Source organism: Exiguobacterium sp. s11 (assembly GCF_018619015.1).
GTDB lineage: Bacteria > Bacillota > Bacilli > Exiguobacteriales > Exiguobacteriaceae > Exiguobacterium_A > Exiguobacterium_A indicum.
This window is the reverse complement of record NZ_JACSNF010000001.1, coordinates 452,808-474,343: the sequence shown is the minus strand read 5'-3', so window position 1 is coordinate 474,343 and position 21,536 is coordinate 452,808. Positions and strand designations below refer to the sequence as shown.

Here is a 21,536-nt window from a genome sequence, read left to right as displayed (position 1 = left end):
CTCTTGATTTGGAAGGGAAATTTCCGAATCAAGAGGTTTTTTCATTTATTCAACGCGGAATGATTCTTCGAGTTCTAGTTGCGAAGCATCGATTTCAAGTTCGACCATCAGTTTAAGCCGCGCTTTTTGTGAATTCAGTCCATTCGAGAAAATGACGCCGAGTTCTTTTAATTGTTGTCCGCCACCCGTATATCCGTAGACGTCTTGAACGATTCCGTTGAAACAACGGCTGACGATGACGATCGGCATGACGGTAATCAATTCAGCGATCGCATCTACGATACTTGGTGGTACATTTCCTTGACCAAGGACTTCAAGGACGAGTCCATCATAGCCGAGTTGTTTCACAGCAAGTAACAGGTCGGGTTCCATACCGGCATAGACTTTGAGAACGGCGACGCGTTTTGAGAGCGAAGTCACCATGTGTGTTTGTTTTAAGAGCGGTGTATTGAATAAGTAGACATGATCCTTCGTTACCATTCCAAGGTTTCCGAAATGAACGGATTTGAATGTATCGACGGATGACGTATGTGTTTTTGTGACGTTGAATGCCGAATGAATTTCCCCGTTGAAGACGACGAGAACACCTTTTCCGCGCGCAGCTTCACTGACAGCGACACGAAGTGCCGTAATCAGATTAAACTCACCATCGGATCCGACCTCATTGGAAGAACGCATAGCTCCTGTCAAAACGATCGGAACAGGTGCACCAAGCGTCAAATGTAAGAAATAAGCCGTCTCTTCCAGTGTGTCCGTGCCGTGAGTGATGACGACGCCGTCGTAATGTTCCTTCTTGAACTCACTCTCGATGAAATGGGCTAGACGCAACATGATGTCAGGTGTCATGTGCGGGGAAGGTAAGTTTGCGAAGTGACGCGTCGTAATGTTGGCAATATCTGTTGCTCGCGGGAGTGAGGCGTCGAGTGGATTGATATCGTTTGGTAGGACATGACCAGCATGATCCTGTGCCATGGCGATCGTTCCACCCGTATGAATGAGTAATAATGATTTCATGCTAAAGGGTCCTTGTCTACAGACAGAAGACCTTCACCTACTTTCTATGACGGATTCGATTCGTTCTCCCATATTGTAACCTTTTTCCCTCTTGAAACAACGAGGACGTTTTCTTTTTTCCAAGAAACCTTTATTCTTATAAATGAGGAAGAAAGGGGGAGAGGAAGCGTGGTTCAAATCGTTTTCTCCGGAGTTGCCCCAGGCATCGCACTCCTAACTTATTTTTATCTCCGTCACGAACATGAGTCGGAGCCAGTCGGCTATATCCTTCGAAGTTTCATTTTCGGCATATTACTCGTCTTTCCCTTGATGTTCATCGACTATATCGTCCAGACCGAATTTGGTGGGCGTGAAGAGGTGCAATTGATTCGAACAGCCGTTACGGAAGAATTCGCCAAATGGTTTGTCGTCTTTTATACGGTCTATATTCATCAACGGTTTAATGATTATTACGACGGGATCATTTACGCGGTAGCTTGTTCACTTGGGTTCGCAACGCTTGAGAATATTTTATATCTGATGGTGAATGGAACCGTCGAACATATGCTTTTCCGGGCACTCTTACCCGTATCTGGGCATGCATTGTTTGCGGTCATCATGGGATTCTTCATGGGGATGGCGAAATTCTCGCCTCATCCTTATCGCTGGCTATCCCTCTCGATTGCGCTTCCGGTATTTGCGCATATCTTATTTAATTTGTTAATATTGGAAAATGGTGGTATATCCTTTTTACCAATCGTCTTTATGGTCATCTTATGGACGATTGGATTATTTCAAGTACGAGGTGCCAATCGTTTGAATCGACGATTTAAACGGAAAAAACAACATTCAGATGGTATCGAATAGAGAGTAGGAGCGGAGTAACATGATGGAAATCGGGGATTTGGTAATGCTTTCGAATAGTGAGGATCGACAAGGTCGCTCAAAAGTGACGGCCGTGACGAACCGTTTGATTTGGATTGAAGCGCCGAGTGAGGTCGCGACACTTAAAACATTCATCTTGTCAGAGCAAGAAGAAGTTTCATTTTATTTTTTTAAGGAGAAAGGCAAATTATTTGGATTTGATACGGTCGTCGTTGAACGACAAAATGATCCACTTCGTGGTCAACGTTATGCTTTGAAACGACCAAAGGATGATCAAATCGAACGCATCCAACGACGTCAGTTCGTTCGAGTACCGCAAATACTCGATGTCGCTGTACACCCTCATAAAACACATTTCGAGCCGTTTACAACGGTGACGCTCGATCTATCGGCTGGTGGAATGATGATCTTGTCAGATCAATTACCGATTGCAAAAGATGAAGAAGTGGAGATGACATTCATCTTACCTACGGGTGATGGAGTATCAAGTACACTAGACGTCGTGGCTGAACTTGTTCGAATCGATCGACGGGAAGAAAGGTATGAACTAGCCTTCCAATTTACGATGATTCCCGACAGAAGTCGTGAACTTGTATTGCGTCACTGTTATCAAATGCAAATGAAAAGTTCAAGAAGGGGCATGAATCCATTCACCTGACAGCATTTTTTTGCTATGATAACGTTCGGAAGAATGAATCCCTATCAATCATAGGGAAGATGGAAGGATTGGATGGATGATGAAAAAGATTCAAATCGCTTTAGATGGACCAGCGGGTGCTGGGAAAAGTACGATCGCAAAACAATTGGCAGCACGCCTTGACTATGTATACATTGATACAGGAGCTATGTACCGGGCCGTGACGTTGGCAGCACTTGAACAATCGCTTGATCTCAATAATGGGGAAGCGCTAGGAGAATTAATGAAATCGCTTGATATTCGTTTAACACCAGGCGAAAACGGGCAACGTGTCTTTATTGGTGATCGCGAAGTGACGGATGCGATTCGTTCCATCGAAATCACGAATAATGTCTCGTTCGTCGCTCGTCAAAAAGAAGTCCGGGCTGCACTCGTCACGGCACAGCGAAAATTAGCTGAACGCGGCGGAATTGTCATGGATGGACGTGATATCGGTACAGTCGTATTGCCGGATGCAGAATTAAAAGTCTTTTTAACGGCAACTGTGGAAGAGCGTGCAGCTCGAAGACATCGTGAAAATATCGCGCGTGGAATGGACAGTGACATCACGATTCTTCAAGAAGAGATCGCACTGCGTGATAAGCGCGACAGTGAGCGTGAAGTCTCGCCATTACGCCAAGCTGACGATGCACTATATCTCGATACGACAGAGATGACGATTGATGAAGTCGTCGTCCGATTGATGGAGCTAGCAGAGGGTGTCCTAAAATGAAACGTCAAGATACCATTTACCGGATTGCGCGGTTTGTCGTCTGGGTCATTGCGAAAACAGTCTTCCGATTGAAAGTGACTGGGCAAGAGAACATTCCGAAAGACGGTTCCTTACTTGTCTGTGCCAACCACAGCTCGAACTGGGACCCAGTCTTCCTCGTCAGCGCGATTCCGCCAAAACGCGCGGTTCGTTACATGGCAAAAGAAGAACTGTTCAAAGTTCCTGCCTTAAAACAATTAATGATTGCGGCAGGAACATATCCTGTCGGTCGCGGTCAAGGCGATCGTCAAGCTTTGAAACGGACGATTGAGCTCTTGAATACGGATGAGACGGTCGGTATTTTCCCGGAAGGAACGCGATCTGCGCCAGGTGAATTCACATCAGCACAACCAGGTGTCGGCTTCTTTGCGTTACGATCGAATGCTCAGATTTTACCGATTGCAATCATCGGATCATACCGCCCGTTCAAACGGATGCATGTTGCGATCGGAAAACCGGTTGATATCTCGGATTTACGTGACCAGCGGGGCGCGGCGAAATCGATTTCTGACCGAATCATGGACGAAATCAAATCCGTCTACTTCAATCACGCTTAATACCTTGACAAATAGTCAGAATTGTAAGAAGTTAGAAGCAGGATAAACGCATTGACATGTGTCAGGCGTTTCTTGTACTCATCGTGAGGAGGTTGTTTTGGAATGGTCGAAGAAATGAAAGATATGCCTGATTTTGAAATTCATCGGGACCAGGTAGTTACCGGAATGGTCGTGAAAATTGAAGACAAGCAAGCACTCATTGATATCGGATATAAAACAGAAGCCATCTTACCGATCAGCGAAGTATCGAGTCTTCATCTCGATGATATTCGCGGCGTGCTGAACGTCGGAGATGAACTACAAGTGAAGGTCAAGAAAATCACGGATGAAGAGGTCGTCGTCTCGAAACGAGAAATCGACGCGCTCAAAGCGTGGGAGCAAGTAGAAGAGAAGTATAAATCAGGTGAGATCTTTGAAGTTGTCGTCAAGGACATCGTCAAAGGTGGACTCGTCGTTGATATCGGTGTCCGCGGATTCATTCCGGCGTCACTCGTCGAACGGCATTATGTCGAGGATTTCTCGGATTACATCGGTCGTTCGATCGAAGTCAAGGTCGTTGAACTCGATCAAGAGAAGAACCGTGTCATTCTCTCGCATAAAGCGGTCGTTGAGGGCGAATTGAACGCGAAGAAAAAAGAGACACTCGAAAATTTAGAAGTAGGTCAAATCCTCGAAGGTACAGTCCAACGTTTAACGGACTTTGGTGCTTTCGTTGATATCGGTGGCGTCGACGGTCTCGTTCATATCTCGGAGATGGCACACCACCGTGTCGAACGTCCTTCGGATATCGTCACGGAAGGTCAAAAAGTCGAAGTCAAAGTACTTGGTGTCGACCGTGATACGGAAAAGGTGAAGTTATCGATCAAGGAAACACAACCTGGTCCATGGCAACAAATGGAAGGGAAGATCGAAGCTGGCGATATCGTCAAAGGACGTGTGCGTCGTCTCGTTCAGTTCGGGGCTTTCATTGAACTTGCGCCACAAGTAGAAGGACTTTTACACATTTCGCAAATCGCGAACCGTCACATCGGTTCACCTTCGGAAGTACTCGAAGAAGGACAGGAAATTGAGGCGAAAGTACTCGAAGTGCGTCTTGATGAGCATAAGATTTCGCTATCAACACGTGTCCTTGAAGAGGAAGAATCATCCGCTGACGATTATTCGGATTATACGAATCAATCAGAAGGATTCTCAGTCGCTGACTTGACTGAAGACGATTCTGATCAGAAAGAATAAGTAATGACACAAAGCGGACACAAGCGTGTCCGCTTTTTATATGCGGTTTGTTATGGTATATGACAGTTTGATTTGATACAATAGAACGGCTATGAAGCGAGAGAAGAGAAAGAAGGTGTTGGGATGGCAATTCCAGTCGTGGCGATCGTAGGTCGCCCAAATATCGGAAAGTCGACGATTTTTAACCGGGTGATTGGAGATCGGGTTTCAATCGTAGAAGACAAGCCAGGCGTTACCCGCGACCGTATTTACGGAACTGGAGAATGGCTGAATCGTCATTTTCATTTGATTGATACAGGTGGAATCGAAGTCGGGGATGAGCCCCTACTTCAAATGATGCGTCATCAGGCGGAGCTCGCCATTGATGAAGCGGATGTCATCATTTTCATGGTGAACGGACGCGAAGGAATTACAGCAGCGGATGAGGAAGTCGCGAACATGTTATTCCGTTCGAACAAACCGGTCGTCGTCGCTGTCAACAAAGTCGATAACTTTGAAATGCGTGATTTAATGTATGAATTTTACTCCCTTGGATTCGGAGACTTGTTCCCGATTTCTGGTACACATGGTCTTGGTCTCGGTGATTTACTTGACCGTGTCCTTGAACTCGCACCAGATAAAGAAGAATTAGAATATGACGAAAGTACGATCAAGTTTGCCTTGATTGGTCGTCCGAACGTCGGGAAATCAAGTATGACGAACTCGATTCTCGGTGAAGAACGTGTCATCGTCTCGAACATCGCTGGTACGACACGCGATGCGATCGATACACCGTTTACACGGGATGATCAAGAATACGTCATCATCGATACGGCCGGGATGCGAAAACGCGGGAAAGTCTATGAATCAACAGAACGTTTTAGCGTCATGCGTGCTCAAAAAGCAATCGAACGGGCAGATGTCGTCTGTGTCGTTCTTGATGGCGAAGAAGGTATCATCGAGCAAGATAAAAAAGTGGCGGGATATGCGCACGAAGCAGGTCGCGCGGTCATCATTGTCGTCAATAAATGGGATGCTGTCGAAAAAGATGATAAGACGATGAAAAAGATGCAAGAAGAGATCCGGGAAGAATTCCGTTTCCTTGACTATGCACCGATCGTCTTCGTCTCAGCAAAAACAAAACGTCGTTTGCAGACGTTGTTACCGGTCATTCAACAAGCAGCACACAGTCATGCACAACGGATTCAGACAAGTGTCTTGAACGATGTCATCGTTGACGCGGTCGCGATGAACCCGGCGCCGACAGATAAAGGGGTTCGTCTTCGGATCAACTATGCGACTCAAGTCGCGTCACGTCCGCCAACGTTCGTCTTGTTCGTTAATGATCCAGAATTGCTGCACTTCTCTTATAAACGATATCTTGAGAACCGGATCCGGGAAGCATTTGACTTCACAGGTACACCAATCCGGATTTTAGCCCGTCAAAAACAATAATGAGGTGAGTCAGTATGACCAAAATCGCAGTCATCGGAGCAGGGAGCTGGGGAACAGCCCTCTCGCTCGTCTTAGCTGATAATGATCAAGAAGTCATTCTTTACGGTCGTGAGCAAATGAATGTCGACCGTATCAATGAGCATCATGAAAATACGCAGTTCTTGCCAGGTGTTGCGTTACCAAAAGCATTAAAAGCAACGACGGATCTTAAAGAAGCGGTCGAAGGGGCGACGCATATCTTGATCGTCACACCATCTTCCGCGATTCGAGCGGTTTCTCGTCAACTAAATGAGTTGCTGACGGAACCTGTCGTTTTGATCCATGCATCGAAAGGAATCGAGCCAAAGACACATCTTCGGTTGTCAGAATTAATCGAAGCAGAGGTCGATCCAGCGAAGCGTAAAGCGATTTGTGTCTTGACGGGTCCATCCCATGCTGAAGAGGTCGCATTACGTAAACCGACGACGGTAACGATTGCTTCAGAAGATTTAGAAGAAGCAGGTCGTGTTCAAGAGCTGTTCACGAATGAAAACTTCCGTGTCTATCTGAATGCGGATATCATTGGCGCAGAACTCGGTGGTGCTTTGAAGAACATCATCGCGCTTGCCGCCGGGATGACGGATGGTCTTGGTTATGGTGACAACGCGAAAGCTGCTTTGATAACGCGTGGAATGGTCGAAATGGCGCGTCTCGGTACGATGCTTGGAGCTAAACCGATGACGTTTACTGGATTGACGGGAATGGGTGACTTGATCGTTACTTGTACATCGGTCCATAGTCGCAATTGGCGTGCGGGGAATGCCATCGGTCGCGGTGAAAAGTTAGAAACGGTGCTAGAAAACATGGGAATGGTCGTCGAAGGTGTTCGTGCGACACAAGCCGCCTATGATTTAGCGGAGACGAAGCAGTGCGAACTGCCAATCACTTCTGCGTTATACCACGTTCTTTTCGATGGTCATACGCCGGAAGAAGAAGTCAAAAAGTTGATGCAACGACCACAAAAAAATGAAATCGAGCATCTCTTCACGACGAAAGATTAACGGAGTGGGGTGGAAACCTTGAGTCCAGGATTAATAAAAATGTGGATCTCGTTCGCTGGCATCGGACTCTTTGCGATCAGTGTCTTGCTGGTCACGGTCAGTCGGACGAAATTGAAAGGGATATGGCAGATTCTCGTATCGACTTTGGCATTCGTCTGTTTCATCGTCGCATCGATCATCATGGTGTTCATCGTCATGGCGGGACCAAGCGCATGAAGAAGTGGTTCGTGATCCTCATGCTCATTCCGGTGACGTTGTTATCAGGTTGTCTATTTCCAGACAGTCAGAAACCGTCGAACCGCGTACCGTATCCGCAACAGTTACGTACCGTACAGGATGCTGTCGATGCGTATCAAAAAGACACGGGTGTTTTACCCATTAAGACGATGGAAGCGGACACTCCGCTCATGGAGCGTTATCAAATCGAATTAGGGCGGCTCATTCCGCGTTATATGAGTGACCCACCATCAAACAGTTTTGAAGGTGGCGGAACATTCATCTATCTGTTAGTTGATGTCGACACGAAACCAACTGTTAAGTTGATGGATTTACTTGTTGCAGAAGAGTTACAGAAGCTCCAAGTTCGGATTGATGCGTATCGGAAGAAGAACGAAAAGTATCCGTTTAAAGGATCGTTCGGAAAAAACCAGTTTACGCTTGACTATAAAAAACTATTCATCAAAAAAGAACCGACTGTCCCAAGTCCGTATTCAGATGAAAAGTTGTCAATCTATGTCGATGGTCAAGGACGCCTCTTCATCAACTATTTACCAGAGTTGAAGAAAGCTGTTCAAACTGCGAAGAAAAAGCCGAAAGTCGGTCAAGATATTCGGTATTTGCTCTATGAAGATCAACCTTTTGTTCCTGCCTATTCTCAAAGCTACACGATAAACGAAAAAGGCGAACCTGTGTTTTCAGAGAAATCGAGCGAAGAATCTGAAAATTGAACGTTATTTACACGAAAATGTTGTAATAGCAACGTTTATGGGGTATGATTACCCTCGAAGAAGTGATTGGGAGGGGGTGAAAGTAATGAACAAAACTGAACTCATTCAAGCAGTCGTCGAAAAATCAGGTCTTACAAAAAAAGACGTGACGAAAGTTGTTGAATCAACATTCGAATCGATCACTGAGACACTTCAGTCTGGAGAAAAAGTCCAATTGATTGGATTTGGTAACTTCGAAGTCCGTGAGCGTGCAGCCCGTAAAGGTCGCAACCCACGTACGAAAGAAGATATCGAGATTCCAGCAAGTAAAGTACCTGCCTTCAAACCAGGTAAAGCATTGAAAGATGCTGTGAAGTAATCCGGCTACATAGTCGCCCGAGATTTTCTCGGGCGGCTTTTTTGTGGACATTCAGAAGCGTGAAAGCCCGCCGATTATGGTATATTAAAAAAGAAGAACGTCCATCAACGAGATGGCACTGGAGATCGGGGGGTAAAAGCATGGAACAACATGAGCTGCGCGTGGATGAAATCATCACTGCACTCACCACTAAACAAACGACACGATTGGCTCGACATGTGGATTTCCCTTCCATCGATCGTGAACAGATCAGTTGGTTGATTGATGTCGCTCAACATGACACGCTGGATACGGAAGCACTCGTCAAAGCGATTCATTTCGCACAAGTAGCGCTACGTCTGCATGAGCGTGTCAATGAAACGCTACGCGGTTCGAAGGAGCGACAGTTGCTTGTATTAGCAGGAGATTTATTCTCGAGCTACTTTTTCGAACAGCTAGCTGGGTTACCAAAAGAGATTCTCGTTTCACTCGGACGGACGATTCAACGGGTCAACGAGGCAAAGTGTGCCCTTCACGAAATGAATTATGCATCGACGGAAGAACGGGTTCTCTTATGGTTAACAGCAGAGTTCGGATTAATGCAAGGACTCGCAGCAATCACGAAACGAGAATGGCTGACACGACAGGGGCGGCAGATCATTCAACAACAGGCAGAACAATTGGATTTGGTCGCACAGAAATTACTGTTATCGCATCTCGAGCAGATGGCGGTAGCATGAGATCTTGGAAAGGGTGAACGGTGTGCAGGCAAAAGATAAAGAAAAAAAAGTATATGAAGTGTTTCAATCGATATCAACGAACTATGATCAAATGAATTCAGTCATCAGCTTCCGACTGCATAAACTATGGAGACGCGAGACGATGCGCCGGATGCAAGTCTTCCCGGGTGCTAAATGTCTCGATCTTTGTTGTGGAACAGCGGACTGGACGATTCAACTAGCGAAAGCAGCCGGTCCGACAGGTGTCATCAAAGGACTTGATTTTTCAGAGAACATGCTAAGAGTCGGCGTGGAGAAGGTAGAAGCGCTCGATATGAAAAACATCGAATTGATTCACGGAAATGCGATGGATCTACCGTTCGGTGATAACTCGTTCGATTATGTGACGATCGGGTTTGGTCTACGAAACGTACCGGATTATCTACAGGTCATCAAAGAGATGCATCGTGTCTTAAAACCAGGTGGAACGGTCGTCTGTCTCGAGACGAGTCAACCGACGGCACCGATTTTCCGCGAGGCATATTCATTGTATTTCGGAAAAATCATGCCACAAGTCGGGCGATTGCTTGCGAAATCATACGATCAATACAACTGGCTACAAGAATCGACGGAAGTGTTCCTCGACCGCGTCGAACTGAAACAACTCTTCGAACAGGCAGGCTTCATGCAAGTGGAAGTCAAGGCATTCGCGGGTGGGGCTGCTGCGATGCACCTTGGGAAGAAGTGGTGAGATGTCACTGCATTCCATATACCGTGATGTCACGAAGGAAGTTAATTTAGTCGATCGTTTTCTGATCAGTCATATCGCTTCTGAGGAACCAACGATCGATGCGGCAGGAAAGCAACTGTTGAAGGCTGGTGGAAAACGGATTCGACCGGCATTCGTATTGTTAGCGTCTAAATTCGGTGAAGCAGATCGGGATGAGCTGATTCGTGTGGCGGCCAGTCTTGAGCTCGTCCATATGGCATCACTCGTTCATGACGATGTCATTGATGACGCGGAACTACGACGAGGGAAACCGACTGTCATGCAATACTTTGATGAAGAAGTCGCACTGTATTCCGGGAACTATCTGTTTGGAGAGGCGATTCGATTGATTGGTGAAGTCGGAAAACCGGAACTTGTCCAAGTGATGGTCCATACGATGCGTGAAATTTGCGAAGGTGAGATTGAACAAATCTATGACCAATATGATTGGGAACAGTCGATTAAACGCTACATCAAACGGATCGAACGAAAAACAGCCATTCTCATCGAAGCGAGTTGTCACCTAGGTGCCATTGTTGCGAACTGTTCTGCAGCCGATACGAAAGCGTTACGGTTGTTTGGACGAGATATCGGACTTGCGTTTCAAATTGCTGACGATTTGCTTGATTTCACAGCGAATCGCACAGAACTTGGTAAGCCCGTAGCAGAGGATTTGCGTCATGGACACAAAACATTACCTGTCTTTTATGGTGCAGAAGATGCTGTCTTTTATGAACGTCTTTCAAAAATCGAGAGTATGCCAACACATGAAGAAGTCGCACCTTTATTGTCGTTTCTTCAAACTTCGGGTGCTCTCGAACGAACGCAACAAACAGTCGATCATTACATCCATCGTGCCATCAAACGTCTCGAAGCATTACCTAAATCCTCTGCGAAGCGATCGCTTGAAGAAGTCGCGCGCTACGTTGGAAAACGAAAAGGTTGAAGATTGTCAAAAATTTCTTGCTGTTCTTCTTAAAAGCCAGTAAACTGACTATGTAAGCGCTTTTCTAAAAGCATTTCATAGGGGGAACTAGAGATGGAACAGACATTTTTGATGGTCAAACCAGATGGCGTAGAACGTGGATTGATTGGGGAAATCATTGGACGGATCGAACGCAAAGGATTCATCATTCGTGAAATGAAAATGATGAACGTCACTGAAGAGTTAGCAAAAGCACATTACGAAGAGCATGCGGAGAAACCGTTCTTTGGAGAGTTGGTCACTTTCCTCACATCAGGTCCTGTCGTTGCACTTCGTGTCGAGGGTGCAGACGTCGTTGCCGTCTCGCGTTTGATGATCGGGAAAACAAAACCACTTGAAGCAGCACCTGGAACGATCCGTGGTGATTTCGCGAACACGATGAGTGAGAACGTCATCCATGGTTCAGATAGTGTCGAGAGTGCGGAGCGTGAGCTTGCCCTCTGGTTTCAAGGACAGCCAGTCAACGCGTAATTCATGAATAGAAAGACAACGGGGAAGGGATTCGATTTGATCGAATCCCTTTTGTCGTGTTCTTGTAAAACGGAATGACCCAATTGTCGAATTGCTTTTTGGAATGCCTATAGCTTTATGCTACTATAGAAAATAAGTTGAACCGGTCATGGAGATGACCATTCGATATCGATAGTGAGCGAGGTGTGCCAATTGGAAGATTATGAACTTTTTATTCAACGATTCAAGACCAAATCAGGGATTGATCTCGGTCAGTATAAAGAAGCACAGATGAAACGGCGATTGACGGCGTTACGTGACAAAAAAGGATATAGTACATTTGCTTCTTATATGCAGGCAATGGATAAGGACACATCGTTATACGACGAGTTTTTAGATCGAATGACGATCAATGTCAGTGAATTTTTCCGTAATCCGATTCGTTGGCAACAATTGGAACAAGATATCTTACCGATCCTAGAGTCGCGAGCACATGGACGAATCCGGACGTGGAGCGCAGCTTGTTCGACCGGAGAAGAACCATACTCCCTTGCGATGATTTTAAGTGAACGGCTCGATCCATCCGCCTTTACGATTCAAGCAACGGATTTGGATGAACTCGTCCTTGAAAAAGCCAAGCTTGGTCGATACGGAGCTTCTGCATTGAATGAAGTCGTCGAAGCGCGTAAAAAGAAATACTTCATCGAGCAAGAGCAAACGTTCGAAGTCGTTCCAGAAATCAAACGACTCGTTCGTTTCAGTAAACATAATCTGTTAGGAGACCGGTACGATACGGGGTTTGATTTAATCATCTGCCGCAACGTACTGATTTATTTTACAGAAGAAGCAAAAGCACACGTCTATCGTTCGTTCGTCGAGGCCTTAAAACCAGGCGGAATCCTATTCGTTGGTGGAACGGAACAAATTTTTCAACCCGAACGGTTTGGATTAAAGATGAAACAAAGCTTCTTTTACGAAAAAATCGGTTGAACAGGAAGGGATGAAGCGAATGCGTTACATGACAGCAGGAGAATCACACGGAAAAGGGTTGACCGTCATCATCGATGGGATGCCAGCAGGACTCACGATTGATTTCGAAGCCATCCAGCGTGAAATGACACGTCGCCAAGGTGGATACGGACGCGGACGACGCATGCAAATCGAACAGGATCAAATCGATGCACGTGGCGGGATCCGTCATGGATACACGACGGGATCGCCGATCAGTTTGTTCATCGAGAATAAGGATCATACGCACTGGACACAAGTCATGCAAGCGGAACCACTCGAAGAACAGTTGGAGCGCCCGCGGACGTTGACGCGTCCACGTCCCGGACATGCGGATCTCGTTGGTGGATTGAAGTACGGTCATCGCGATTTACGCGATGTACTAGAACGTTCTTCCGCTCGTGAGACGGCAGCACGTGTTGCAGTCGGCGCCTTCGCTAAACAATTACTGAATGAACTCGGGATTGAAGTGTTCTCGCACGTACGGTCGATTGGTGGAATCGATGCACCGTGGAAGGATCCTGTGGAACATCAGGAAACGATTGATGCTTCACCCGTTCGATGTGCTGACGAACAAGCAGGACAACGGATGATGGAGGAAATCGATGCGGCCAAAAAAGAAGGGGATACACTCGGCGGTGAAATCGAAGTCGTCGTGACAGGCATGATGCCAGGCGTTGGGTCCTTTACACAAAACGATCTAAAGCTCGACAGCCGAATTGCGCAAGCTGTCATTAGCGTCAATGCGATGAAATCAGTCGGTTTTGGTGACGGGTATGAACTTGGTCGTCGCAAGGGGAGTACCGTCCAAGATGAAATCGTTCATGATGCATCCGGCTATCATCGGCGGACGAACCATCTAGGCGGAATCGAAGGTGGAATGTCGACAGGCATGCCGATTCGCGTCCAAATTGCGATGAAGCCGATTCCGACGCTCTATCGTCCACTACAATCAGTCGATATCGAGACGAAGGAAGCATTCACGGCACAAATCGAACGAAGTGATGCCTGTGCCGTTCCGGCCGCATCGGTTGTTCTAGAAGCCGTCGTCGCGTTTGAGATTGCGGTCGCTATCCTTGAAATGTTCGGGACATCGACACTCGATCGCCTTCAGGCTGCCGTCGCTGCTTACAAAGAGGAGGTCCGGACGTTTTGATCGAATTTGATATCCGGTTGAACACGTCATATCCAGTACTTATCGGAAATGGGGCATTAGCCCGGTTATCGCATCTTTCCGCGCTGAACGAGGCGGACCGCATTTGGGTCATCACGGATGAAACAGTACATCACTTGCAGATGGATCGATTGCAGGCTGCATTAGCGGATGTATCGCCGTCGATCGATGTTCATATCAGCACTGTTGCGCCAGGGGAGAACAGTAAGTCGCTTGCCGTCTATGGCGCTCTACTCGAAGAAGGGGTTCGGTACGGGATGACACGTCATAGCCTGATCCTTGCGTTCGGTGGTGGAATGATTGGTGATTTAGCGGGATTCGTCGCGGCAACCTTTTTGCGCGGCATCCCGTTCCTTCAAATTCCGACGACACTGTTAGCGCATGATTCAAGTGTTGGTGGAAAGGTTGGTCTCAACCTCTCCCTCGGTAAAAACTTAGTCGGTGCATTTTATCAGCCAAGTGGTGTCGTATATGATTTAACGCTCCTTCAGACATTACCAGACCGGGAATGGCGAAGTGGCTTCTTTGAGTTAGTCAAGCATGGGTTCCTTGCGCGACCATCATTTGCGGATTCGTTACTCGATATTTCGCTGGATGCAGTCAAAGGACTCGACTTAGAAGACTGGCTCGCACGGGGGATAAATGTGAAACGGGATATCGTCGAACAAGATGAGACGGAGCAAGGGATGCGTGCGTTCTTGAATTATGGACATACATTCGGTCATGCCGTTGAATATGCGAGTCCTGGTCTTGCGCATGGCGAGGCAGTAGGGATCGGACTTGTCTTCGTCAAGTTCTTGGAAGGAAATGACGGACAGGCGAAGCAGCTCGGGCAATTGCTCCACCGTCTTGGAACGGAATTACCGAATCGACAATCGTTTAAGACCTATCTTGAACTGATGCGTCGCGACAAGAAGAACCACCAAGCAATGATTCGATTCGTCCTTGAAAAAGAAGGGCGCTTCATTTTAGAAGCGATTAGCGAAGAACGATTGCGCCAAGCATTCAATCAAACAGTGAGGTGTCTAGAATGGGCTTAAGAGGAACAGTACAAGTACCAGGCGATAAATCAATGACGCACCGCGCTTTCCTGTTCGGCGGAATCGCCGAGGGAACGACACGTGTCAGAAACGCACTTGAAGGGGCCGATTGTCTTGCTTCACTAGAAGCGATGCAGGCGCTTGGTGCACAAATCGATCGAACACCAGAGGAAATTCGGATTACCGGAACGGATACGTTCCAAGAAGCGACAATTGATTGCGGAAACTCGGGGACAACGATTCGTCTCTTGAGCGGTATCCTAGCAGGCGGTCAAGCGACGTACGCGCTCGATGGCGACGCTTCCTTACGTAGACGTCCGATGAAACGGATCACGGAACCGCTTGCGTTGTTCGGAGCGAACATCACAGGTGAGACGGCGCCGCTTCACATTACAGGAACGCCGCTTGTCGGAACGACGTATACGTTACCAGTCGCAAGTGCACAAGTGAAAAGCGCCGTGTTGCTCGCAGGTCTGCATGCGACGGGTGAGACGACGGTCATCGAGCCGATCCTGTCACGCGACCATACGGAACGGATGTTGCCGCAGTTCGGCGTTGACGTAGCAATCGTTGAACATGAGGATGGTCGGCACATTCGTGTTCAAGGTCCTGTACGCTTACAAGCAACGTCACTCGACATTCCAGGGGATACATCGTCAGCAGCGTTTTGGTGGACGGCGGCAGCGATCGGGCAGGATAGTCGCATCACGACGACCCACGTCTTGATGAATCCGACACGGATTGGTTTTTTACAGACGTTACGCCAGATGGGTGCAAGTGTCGAAATCAATCATCGCTCAGAAGACGGTGGAGAGGAGACGGCAGATGTGACCGTCGAGACGACATCGTTACAAGCAATCACGGTCGAAGGTGACCAGATTCCATCCTTGATTGATGAGATCCCGCTACTCGCTTTGCTTGCGACGCAAGCAGAAGGACGAACAATCATTCGCGATGCACAAGAGCTTCGTGTCAAGGAAACGGATCGGATCGAGACCGTCGTGACGGCATTACAGCGTCTTGGAGCGAATATCGAGGCAACGGATGACGGCATGATCATCGAAGGACCGACACCTCTGCAAGCAGCGGAAGTCGACAGTGCAGGTGATCACCGGCTTGCGATGATGTTGACGATTGCGGCGACGATCAATCCAGAAATTATGGTTCATGGACGCGAAGTAGTTGAAGTCAGCTACCCAACGTTCTATGATGATTTAAAGAAACTTCAATCCGACCAATCTGAGTAAGCAAGAGGCGGATGACAGAAAGTGGGGCGTTTGCCTTGAATGAACAACTATTGAATGGCATCATCGAAGAATTGGAACACGGTCACACCTCAGAAGCGTTAGCAGCATTAGAAAAACTCGAAAAGACAGGAACGGATGAGGACCGCCTCGCCGTAGCCGATCTCTATATCGAACTCGGATTGTCTGACCGGGCGGTCGATCTCTTGGCGCCACTTTACGTCGAATATGCGGGTAATGCGGGAGTCGCCTTGTTACTAGCAGAGTGTTATATCGATTTGGATCGCGAAGAAGAAGCGATCTCCGTCCTCGAGCAGGTCGACACAACGGACATGGAATATGGTCCACGTTCTCTCGTATTACTCGCTGACCTCTATCAGTCGCAAGGTCTTGACGAAGTAGCGTTAGCGAAACTGAAGGAAGCGCGTAACCTTGCACCGGACGAACCGTTACTGGCATACGGTTTGGCTGAGCTCTACATGACGCTCGGTGCGTTTGATCAGGCGGTACCGTTTTTCGCCGAAATCGCGGAGCGACCAGAGTTACGTGCTGAATTGCCGCTCGATGCCCTTTACGCGGAATCACTCGCGATGACAGGACAATTTGAAGATGCGATTCCACTGTACGAACGTGCTGTCGCAGAACGCTCCGACTTGCATACACTGTTTGGTCTTGCGATGACGGCTCACCGTGTAGGTCAACACCAAAAAGCGGTCGAGACATTCCAGCAATTGATTGCACAGGATCCGGACTATACGTCGGCGTACGTACCATACGCGGAAAGCCAAGCCGAACTTGGTTTGACAAAAGAAGCGCTGAACGTCATCAAACAGGGAATGGAGCGCGACGATTACAATGATGAGTTGCGGACGATGGAAGCCTTGTTCCTTCTAAAACTCGGCGATCGCGCTGGAAGCGTCCAAGCGCTGCGTGAGGCGCTTGCCTTGAATCCGGAATCGATCGTCGCAGCGGAACGCTTGCTGTCGTTGCTTGCTGAAGACGAGGACCACGAAGCGATGATCGAGACGATCTCTGCCATCGAAGAACACGTCACTGCTCCGATTCTGACATGGTACCGGGCACGCGCTTTGTATGCCTTAGAGGAATACACGCAAGCGATGGAGAATTATGCGATAGTCGAAGGTGCATTCACCGAAGATGCGCTCTTCTTGAAAGAGTATGGATTCGCACTCGTCGAGGAAGGACGGCGTGAAGAGGGACAACGTCTTCTCCGTCGCGCTGCTATGTTGACACCAGAAGATAACGAACTCGTCGACTATGTTGAACGAATGGATGGATGACTTCACGGGAGAAGGGAGTAGGATTGAGATGATAGAGAGAAAGCAGCGATTCTTACGCCGCATCTTGACCTATTACACGTTAAAGCGACGGGAAGCGAAATGGATCATCGATTATTGGTTGCGCAATGAGGCAAAACTTGAGCAGGTACACTTCGTTCAAAATGCGACCTTCGCTCCGAAGGCAATCATCATGACGACATACGGATTCGATGCGGAACCATTTCTCTTCAAAAAAGGGAATGTCACGACGCTAGATCCAGAAAAAGCGTATCATGATATTCGCCTGACATCGGAAGATATCTATATCGAGTTGAACTTCCAAGGTATGATGATGGATGACGAGTATTTGTCTTTACTCGAGGAAAATCCGTTTCGCCCAGAAGTTGCTGTTGAACCGCGCTTAGCGGATGAAGCGACACATTTCATCGCGGTCACGGTCAATCGGCAGGAAGAAGAACGTTTAGTCCGCTTGATTGATGAAGCGCTGGATGCACGCGATCAACATCGATTCCACTCTCTTTCCGAACAGTTACGGCTCGTTCGAAGTCAACTTCCTTAACAGAAGGACTCTATTGCCCAGTGCAGGCGGTAGGGTCCTTTCGTATGTGAAGATTTGTGCAAAATATGAAGAAAAATAGAGTGGAATTTCATAAAACGTTCACATTAAGAGAGTAGGAGGAAATGCGGATATGATACATTAAATGTGACGAATTGTAAGTACGAAGAAAGGGGGAAATGACTTGCGTTTCAAACCATCCGACGTACAGCGGACACGAAGCGAGCAAGCGTACATCGATACGCTGATCGTGCCTTTGCTTCCGGTCGGTTTCGATGAGGCGATGCATGCTTACGCGGAATGCGCAGACATGACATTGACGGTGGCGTCCGAAGTCGAACGCCAGCTATCCGGACGGGCGTTGCTCGTTCCTGCTCTGACCTATATCGATGCACCGTCGATCGAACAGTTGGAAGGATGGCGTCAAGCGGCTGCTTCCGGGCAATTCCGTTTCATCACCTTCATCACTGCTGATTTAAGGTGGAAGGAGACTGCCGCCGAAGAGATTATCTACGTGCCACGTCTAGCTCTTGAGACGATGAGTCGTGACCAACAAGGTCAGATGGTCGGGAATTTCGTAGGACAAGTTCTCGAACAGTTAGGAAACCGTTGGACCGCGCTATGAAGCGGTTGACGCAATGATTTTATTAAGATACTATTACCATGTGAGAAATTTGTGTGAAGTACTGTCGTCTTGGGGCACAGCGTACATCACAAGGGGGGATCGAGATGGCTCAAAACGGGTCTAACGTAACACGTCGTCAGTTCTTGACGTATACATTGACAGGCGTCGGCGGTTTCATGGCGGCGACGATGGTCATGCCGATGGTCAACTTCGCAGTTGATCCAGTCCTGAAGAAATCAGGAGCAGGCGATAAAGTAAAAGTAATGAAGTTGTCGGATATCACGACAGAACCAAAACGGGTCGACTTCAAGAAACAAACGCAAGATGCATGGTATGAGTTCGAAGAAACGTTGTCAGCTTGGGTGTTCAAAGATGATAAGGGAGAAATTTTAGCCCTCTCACCAATTTGTAAACACTTAGGTTGCCAAGTCAGCTTCGGTTCAGATCCGACGCACCCGGAGCAATTCTATTGCCCATGTCACTTCGGTCGGTACACGAAAGATGGCGTCAACGTTCCAGGAACGCCTCCGACGAAACCACTCGATGGTTATGAAATGCAGCAGAAAGATGGTTTCCTCTACCTTGGTAAACCAGTCGAAAGAGGTGCGTAAGCGATGATGCAAAAAATCTATGATTGGATTGATGAGCGCGTTGACATTACGCCGCTCTGGCGAGATATCGCCGACCATGAAGTACCGGAGCACGTCAACCCGGCACATAACTTTTCAGCTTTCGTTTATTGTTTTGGCGGATTGACGTTCTTTACGATCGTCATCCAGATTCTTTCGGGGATGTTCTTGACGATGTATTATGTACCGGACATCATCAACGCACACGCGTCCGTCTACTATCTTCAAAATGAAGTCGCACACGGACAAATCGTTCGTGGTATGCACCACTGGGGTGCGTCGGTCGTTATCGTAATGTTGTTCCTACATACATTACGTGTCTTCTTCACTGGTTCATACAAGAAACCACGTGAATTGAACTGGGTCGTCGGAGTTCTCTTGTTCTTCGTCGTCTTAGCTCTCGGTCTGACAGGATACCTATTGCCTTGGGACATGAAAGCATTGTTCGCGACAAAAGTTACGATTCAGATTGCTGAAAGTATTCCGGTCATCGGTGGTATCGCGAAGACCCTCCTTGCGGGTGGAGAAATCGTCGGCGCAAGTACAATCGCTCGATTCTTTGCGATTCACGTCTTCTTCCTTCCTGCAGCATTGTTCGTCTTGCTCGGGGCCCACTTCATGATGATCCGTAAACAAGGGATCTCTGGACCACTTTAAACCGACTATCATCTAGACAACAAAAAAGGGGGAGAACACGATGCATCGTGGTAAAGGAATGAAATTCGTCACCGATTCACGGGTGTCGATCAACAACCGGATGCCGAACAAGTCGAAAGATTATTCGGAATATCCAGGTCGAACGGAAGCGTTCTGGCCAAACTTCTTACTTCGCGAATGGATGGTTGGAGCGGTCTTCTTGATCGGCTTCATGACATTGACAATCGTAGAAGCAGCACCACTTCAAAACATTGCCGATCCGACGAATACGTCGTACATTCCGCTTCCGGACTGGTACTTCCTATTCCTCTATCAGCTCTTGAAATACCAATTCGCTGCAGGTCCGTACATCTTGATGGGAACGGTCATCCTCCCAGGTCTTGCGTTCACAGCACTTCTCGTCGCGCCATGGCTCGACCAAGGTCTTGAACGTCGTCCTGCGAAACGTCCGATCGCAGTCAGCATGATGCTTCTCGCAGTCGTCTCAATCGTCTTCTTGACATGGGAATCTGTTCAAACGACTCACTGGGATACAATCCATAAACAAGGTGAGTTGACGATGAACGAAGGACCAAAAATTGATACATCGGCAAAAGGATACGAAATTTATTCGAACCAGTCATGTGTCAACTGTCATGGTAAGAACCTCGAGGGTGGAGCAGCAGCTCCGGCACTCGTTGGTACGAAGAAGACAGAAGAAGAGATTTATGAAATCGCAGATAAAGGTGTCGGTTCGATGCCTGCTGGTCAGTACAAAGGATCAGACGCGGATCGTAAAGAACTCGCGAAATTCATCGCTTCATACGGTGAAGGCGGCGAAAACAATAAATAAGCCAAAAGCCGGGGGAGCAATCCTCCGGCTTTTGTCGATGATGAGGTGAAACGATTGCAAGGTATTTTGACATTACTCCGACATAAAGCCGTACTCTGGATTGTCGGATTGATCAACTTAGCAGGTACTTTATACGGTTACTACTGGTATGAACCACAACTTGCGACATCGAAGTGGTATTACTATCCGTTCATTCCAGATAGCCCGACAGCATCCCTCTTCTTTACGATTATCGTCTTTCTTTGGATTTTCGGACGACGTTCCCGACTGTTTGAAGCGCTCGCGTTCGTGACATTGATCAAATATGGGGTCTGGGCAGTCGTCATGAACGCCTTGATGTTAAATCAACTTGGAACGGGGGATTCGTTCTTAACAGCAATGGCACTGATGTTGATGGTATCGCACGGAGCGATGGCGTTCCAGGCGTTGTTATACAGTCCGCTGATGACGTTTCGCGTCAAGGAACTCGTCCTCGTCGCCATCTGGGTCATTCATAACGATGTCGTGGATTACGTCCTCGGTCAGTGGCCGCGTTACCCAGCGCTTGCGGAGCATATCCAGTGGATCGGCTATGGCTCCTTCTGGTTGACCGGATTATGTCTTTTGATGGGATATCTGCTTGTTGCGCGCGATTCAATTGACAATAAGATCACTTGAACATAAAATAGAC

At 47.7% G+C, this 21,536-nt stretch carries 26 protein-coding genes; 25 read left to right on the top strand and 1 reads right to left on the bottom strand.

The window, feature by feature from the left end; all coding sequences use genetic code 11:
- Window positions 1-45: 45 nt before the first annotated feature.
- Window positions 46-1,014 carry an asparaginase gene (locus tag KNQ12_RS02800; RefSeq protein ID WP_058713740.1) on the bottom strand — a complete coding sequence of 323 codons (969 nt, stop codon included), beginning with the start codon at window positions 1,012-1,014 and terminating at the stop codon, window positions 46-48.
- A 168-nt stretch (window positions 1,015-1,182) separates the two neighbouring features.
- Here KNQ12_RS02800 and prsW point away from each other — a divergent pair, with 168 nt between their 5' ends.
- The 25 genes from prsW (at window position 1,183) to KNQ12_RS02675 (ending at window position 21,523) form a co-directional block, all read left to right on the top strand.
- The gene (gene prsW, locus KNQ12_RS02795) at window positions 1,183-1,860 is read left to right on the top strand and encodes a glutamic-type intramembrane protease PrsW (RefSeq protein WP_023468651.1); all 678 of its coding nucleotides are present in this window, start codon (window positions 1,183-1,185) and stop codon (window positions 1,858-1,860) included.
- 19 nt (window positions 1,861-1,879) lie between these two features.
- Complete coding sequence (locus KNQ12_RS02790; protein ID WP_214746253.1) at window positions 1,880-2,536, top strand: flagellar brake protein; 657 nt, start codon at window positions 1,880-1,882, stop codon at window positions 2,534-2,536.
- Between the two features lie 76 nt (window positions 2,537-2,612).
- Window positions 2,613-3,287, top strand: a complete 675-nt coding sequence (gene cmk / locus KNQ12_RS02785; protein WP_023468649.1) for a (d)CMP kinase — start codon at window positions 2,613-2,615, stop codon at window positions 3,285-3,287.
- The gene (locus KNQ12_RS02780) at window positions 3,284-3,883 is read left to right on the top strand and encodes a lysophospholipid acyltransferase family protein (RefSeq protein WP_023468648.1); all 600 of its coding nucleotides are present in this window, start codon (window positions 3,284-3,286) and stop codon (window positions 3,881-3,883) included. Before cmk ends, KNQ12_RS02780 begins: the two co-directional genes overlap by 4 nt.
- A gap of 102 nt (window positions 3,884-3,985) precedes the next feature.
- Complete coding sequence (gene rpsA / locus KNQ12_RS02775) at window positions 3,986-5,119, top strand: 30S ribosomal protein S1 (protein ID WP_023468647.1); 1,134 nt, start codon at window positions 3,986-3,988, stop codon at window positions 5,117-5,119.
- Window positions 5,120-5,242: 123 nt separating this feature from the next.
- On the top strand, window positions 5,243-6,553 hold the full coding sequence (gene der, locus KNQ12_RS02770; RefSeq protein ID WP_023468646.1) for a ribosome biogenesis GTPase Der: 1,311 nt from the start codon (window positions 5,243-5,245) through the stop codon (window positions 6,551-6,553).
- 14 nt (window positions 6,554-6,567) lie between these two features.
- On the top strand, window positions 6,568-7,593 hold the full coding sequence (locus KNQ12_RS02765) for an NAD(P)H-dependent glycerol-3-phosphate dehydrogenase (RefSeq protein ID WP_023468645.1): 1,026 nt from the start codon (window positions 6,568-6,570) through the stop codon (window positions 7,591-7,593).
- Window positions 7,594-7,632: 39 nt separating this feature from the next.
- Window positions 7,633-7,809 (top strand): DUF2768 domain-containing protein, encoded by a 177-nt coding sequence (locus tag KNQ12_RS02760; RefSeq protein WP_023468644.1) that lies wholly within the window; start codon window positions 7,633-7,635, stop codon window positions 7,807-7,809.
- A complete protein-coding gene (locus KNQ12_RS02755) occupies window positions 7,806-8,540 on the top strand; it encodes a hypothetical protein (protein ID WP_035396816.1) in 735 nt (244 codons plus the stop codon). The genes KNQ12_RS02760 and KNQ12_RS02755 overlap by 4 nt, the downstream gene beginning before the upstream one ends.
- Before the next feature lie 85 nt (window positions 8,541-8,625).
- Complete coding sequence (locus KNQ12_RS02750) at window positions 8,626-8,898, top strand: HU family DNA-binding protein (RefSeq protein WP_012370671.1); 273 nt, start codon at window positions 8,626-8,628, stop codon at window positions 8,896-8,898.
- Between the two features lie 140 nt (window positions 8,899-9,038).
- Window positions 9,039-9,617, top strand: coding sequence for a heptaprenyl diphosphate synthase component 1 (locus KNQ12_RS02745; RefSeq protein WP_023468642.1), 579 nt, complete (start codon window positions 9,039-9,041; stop codon window positions 9,615-9,617).
- 22 nt (window positions 9,618-9,639) lie between these two features.
- Entirely contained in the window at window positions 9,640-10,347 is a 708-nt protein-coding gene (locus KNQ12_RS02740; RefSeq protein WP_023468641.1) for a demethylmenaquinone methyltransferase, read from the top strand.
- Between the two features lies 1 nt (window position 10,348).
- Complete coding sequence (locus KNQ12_RS02735; protein ID WP_214746249.1) at window positions 10,349-11,311, top strand: polyprenyl synthetase family protein; 963 nt, start codon at window positions 10,349-10,351, stop codon at window positions 11,309-11,311.
- 93 nt (window positions 11,312-11,404) lie between these two features.
- Entirely contained in the window at window positions 11,405-11,821 is a 417-nt protein-coding gene (ndk, locus tag KNQ12_RS02730; protein ID WP_023468639.1) for a nucleoside-diphosphate kinase, read from the top strand.
- Between the two features lie 192 nt (window positions 11,822-12,013).
- The gene (locus tag KNQ12_RS02725; protein ID WP_023468638.1) at window positions 12,014-12,790 is read left to right on the top strand and encodes a CheR family methyltransferase; all 777 of its coding nucleotides are present in this window, start codon (window positions 12,014-12,016) and stop codon (window positions 12,788-12,790) included.
- 19 nt (window positions 12,791-12,809) lie between these two features.
- Window positions 12,810-13,964, top strand: coding sequence for a chorismate synthase (aroC, locus tag KNQ12_RS02720; protein WP_035396818.1), 1,155 nt, complete (start codon window positions 12,810-12,812; stop codon window positions 13,962-13,964).
- Window positions 13,961-15,022, top strand: a complete 1,062-nt coding sequence (gene aroB, locus KNQ12_RS02715; protein ID WP_023468636.1) for a 3-dehydroquinate synthase — start codon at window positions 13,961-13,963, stop codon at window positions 15,020-15,022. The genes aroC and aroB overlap by 4 nt, the downstream gene beginning before the upstream one ends.
- Complete coding sequence (aroA, locus tag KNQ12_RS02710; RefSeq protein ID WP_214746246.1) at window positions 15,013-16,269, top strand: 3-phosphoshikimate 1-carboxyvinyltransferase; 1,257 nt, start codon at window positions 15,013-15,015, stop codon at window positions 16,267-16,269. Before aroB ends, aroA begins: the two co-directional genes overlap by 10 nt.
- Before the next feature lie 11 nt (window positions 16,270-16,280).
- Window positions 16,281-17,567 (top strand): tetratricopeptide repeat protein, encoded by a 1,287-nt coding sequence (locus KNQ12_RS02705; protein ID WP_251055700.1) that lies wholly within the window; start codon window positions 16,281-16,283, stop codon window positions 17,565-17,567.
- Between the two features lie 28 nt (window positions 17,568-17,595).
- Complete coding sequence (locus KNQ12_RS02700; protein WP_023468633.1) at window positions 17,596-18,126, top strand: ReoY family proteolytic degradation factor; 531 nt, start codon at window positions 17,596-17,598, stop codon at window positions 18,124-18,126.
- Between the two features lie 181 nt (window positions 18,127-18,307).
- Window positions 18,308-18,748 carry a DUF2487 family protein gene (locus tag KNQ12_RS02695; RefSeq protein WP_023468632.1) on the top strand — a complete coding sequence of 147 codons (441 nt, stop codon included), beginning with the start codon at window positions 18,308-18,310 and terminating at the stop codon, window positions 18,746-18,748.
- Between the two features lie 104 nt (window positions 18,749-18,852).
- A complete protein-coding gene (locus tag KNQ12_RS02690) occupies window positions 18,853-19,359 on the top strand; it encodes a ubiquinol-cytochrome c reductase iron-sulfur subunit (protein ID WP_023468631.1) in 507 nt (168 codons plus the stop codon).
- Between the two features lie 3 nt (window positions 19,360-19,362).
- Window positions 19,363-20,034: a menaquinol-cytochrome c reductase cytochrome b subunit gene (qcrB, locus tag KNQ12_RS02685; RefSeq protein WP_012370658.1), complete on the top strand. Its 672-nt coding sequence runs from the start codon at window positions 19,363-19,365 to the stop codon at window positions 20,032-20,034.
- A gap of 40 nt (window positions 20,035-20,074) precedes the next feature.
- A complete protein-coding gene (locus KNQ12_RS02680) occupies window positions 20,075-20,866 on the top strand; it encodes a menaquinol-cytochrome c reductase cytochrome b/c subunit (RefSeq protein WP_023468630.1) in 792 nt (263 codons plus the stop codon).
- A gap of 54 nt (window positions 20,867-20,920) precedes the next feature.
- Window positions 20,921-21,523 (top strand): DUF1405 domain-containing protein, encoded by a 603-nt coding sequence (locus KNQ12_RS02675; protein WP_023468629.1) that lies wholly within the window; start codon window positions 20,921-20,923, stop codon window positions 21,521-21,523.
- Window positions 21,524-21,536: the final 13 nt, after the last annotated feature.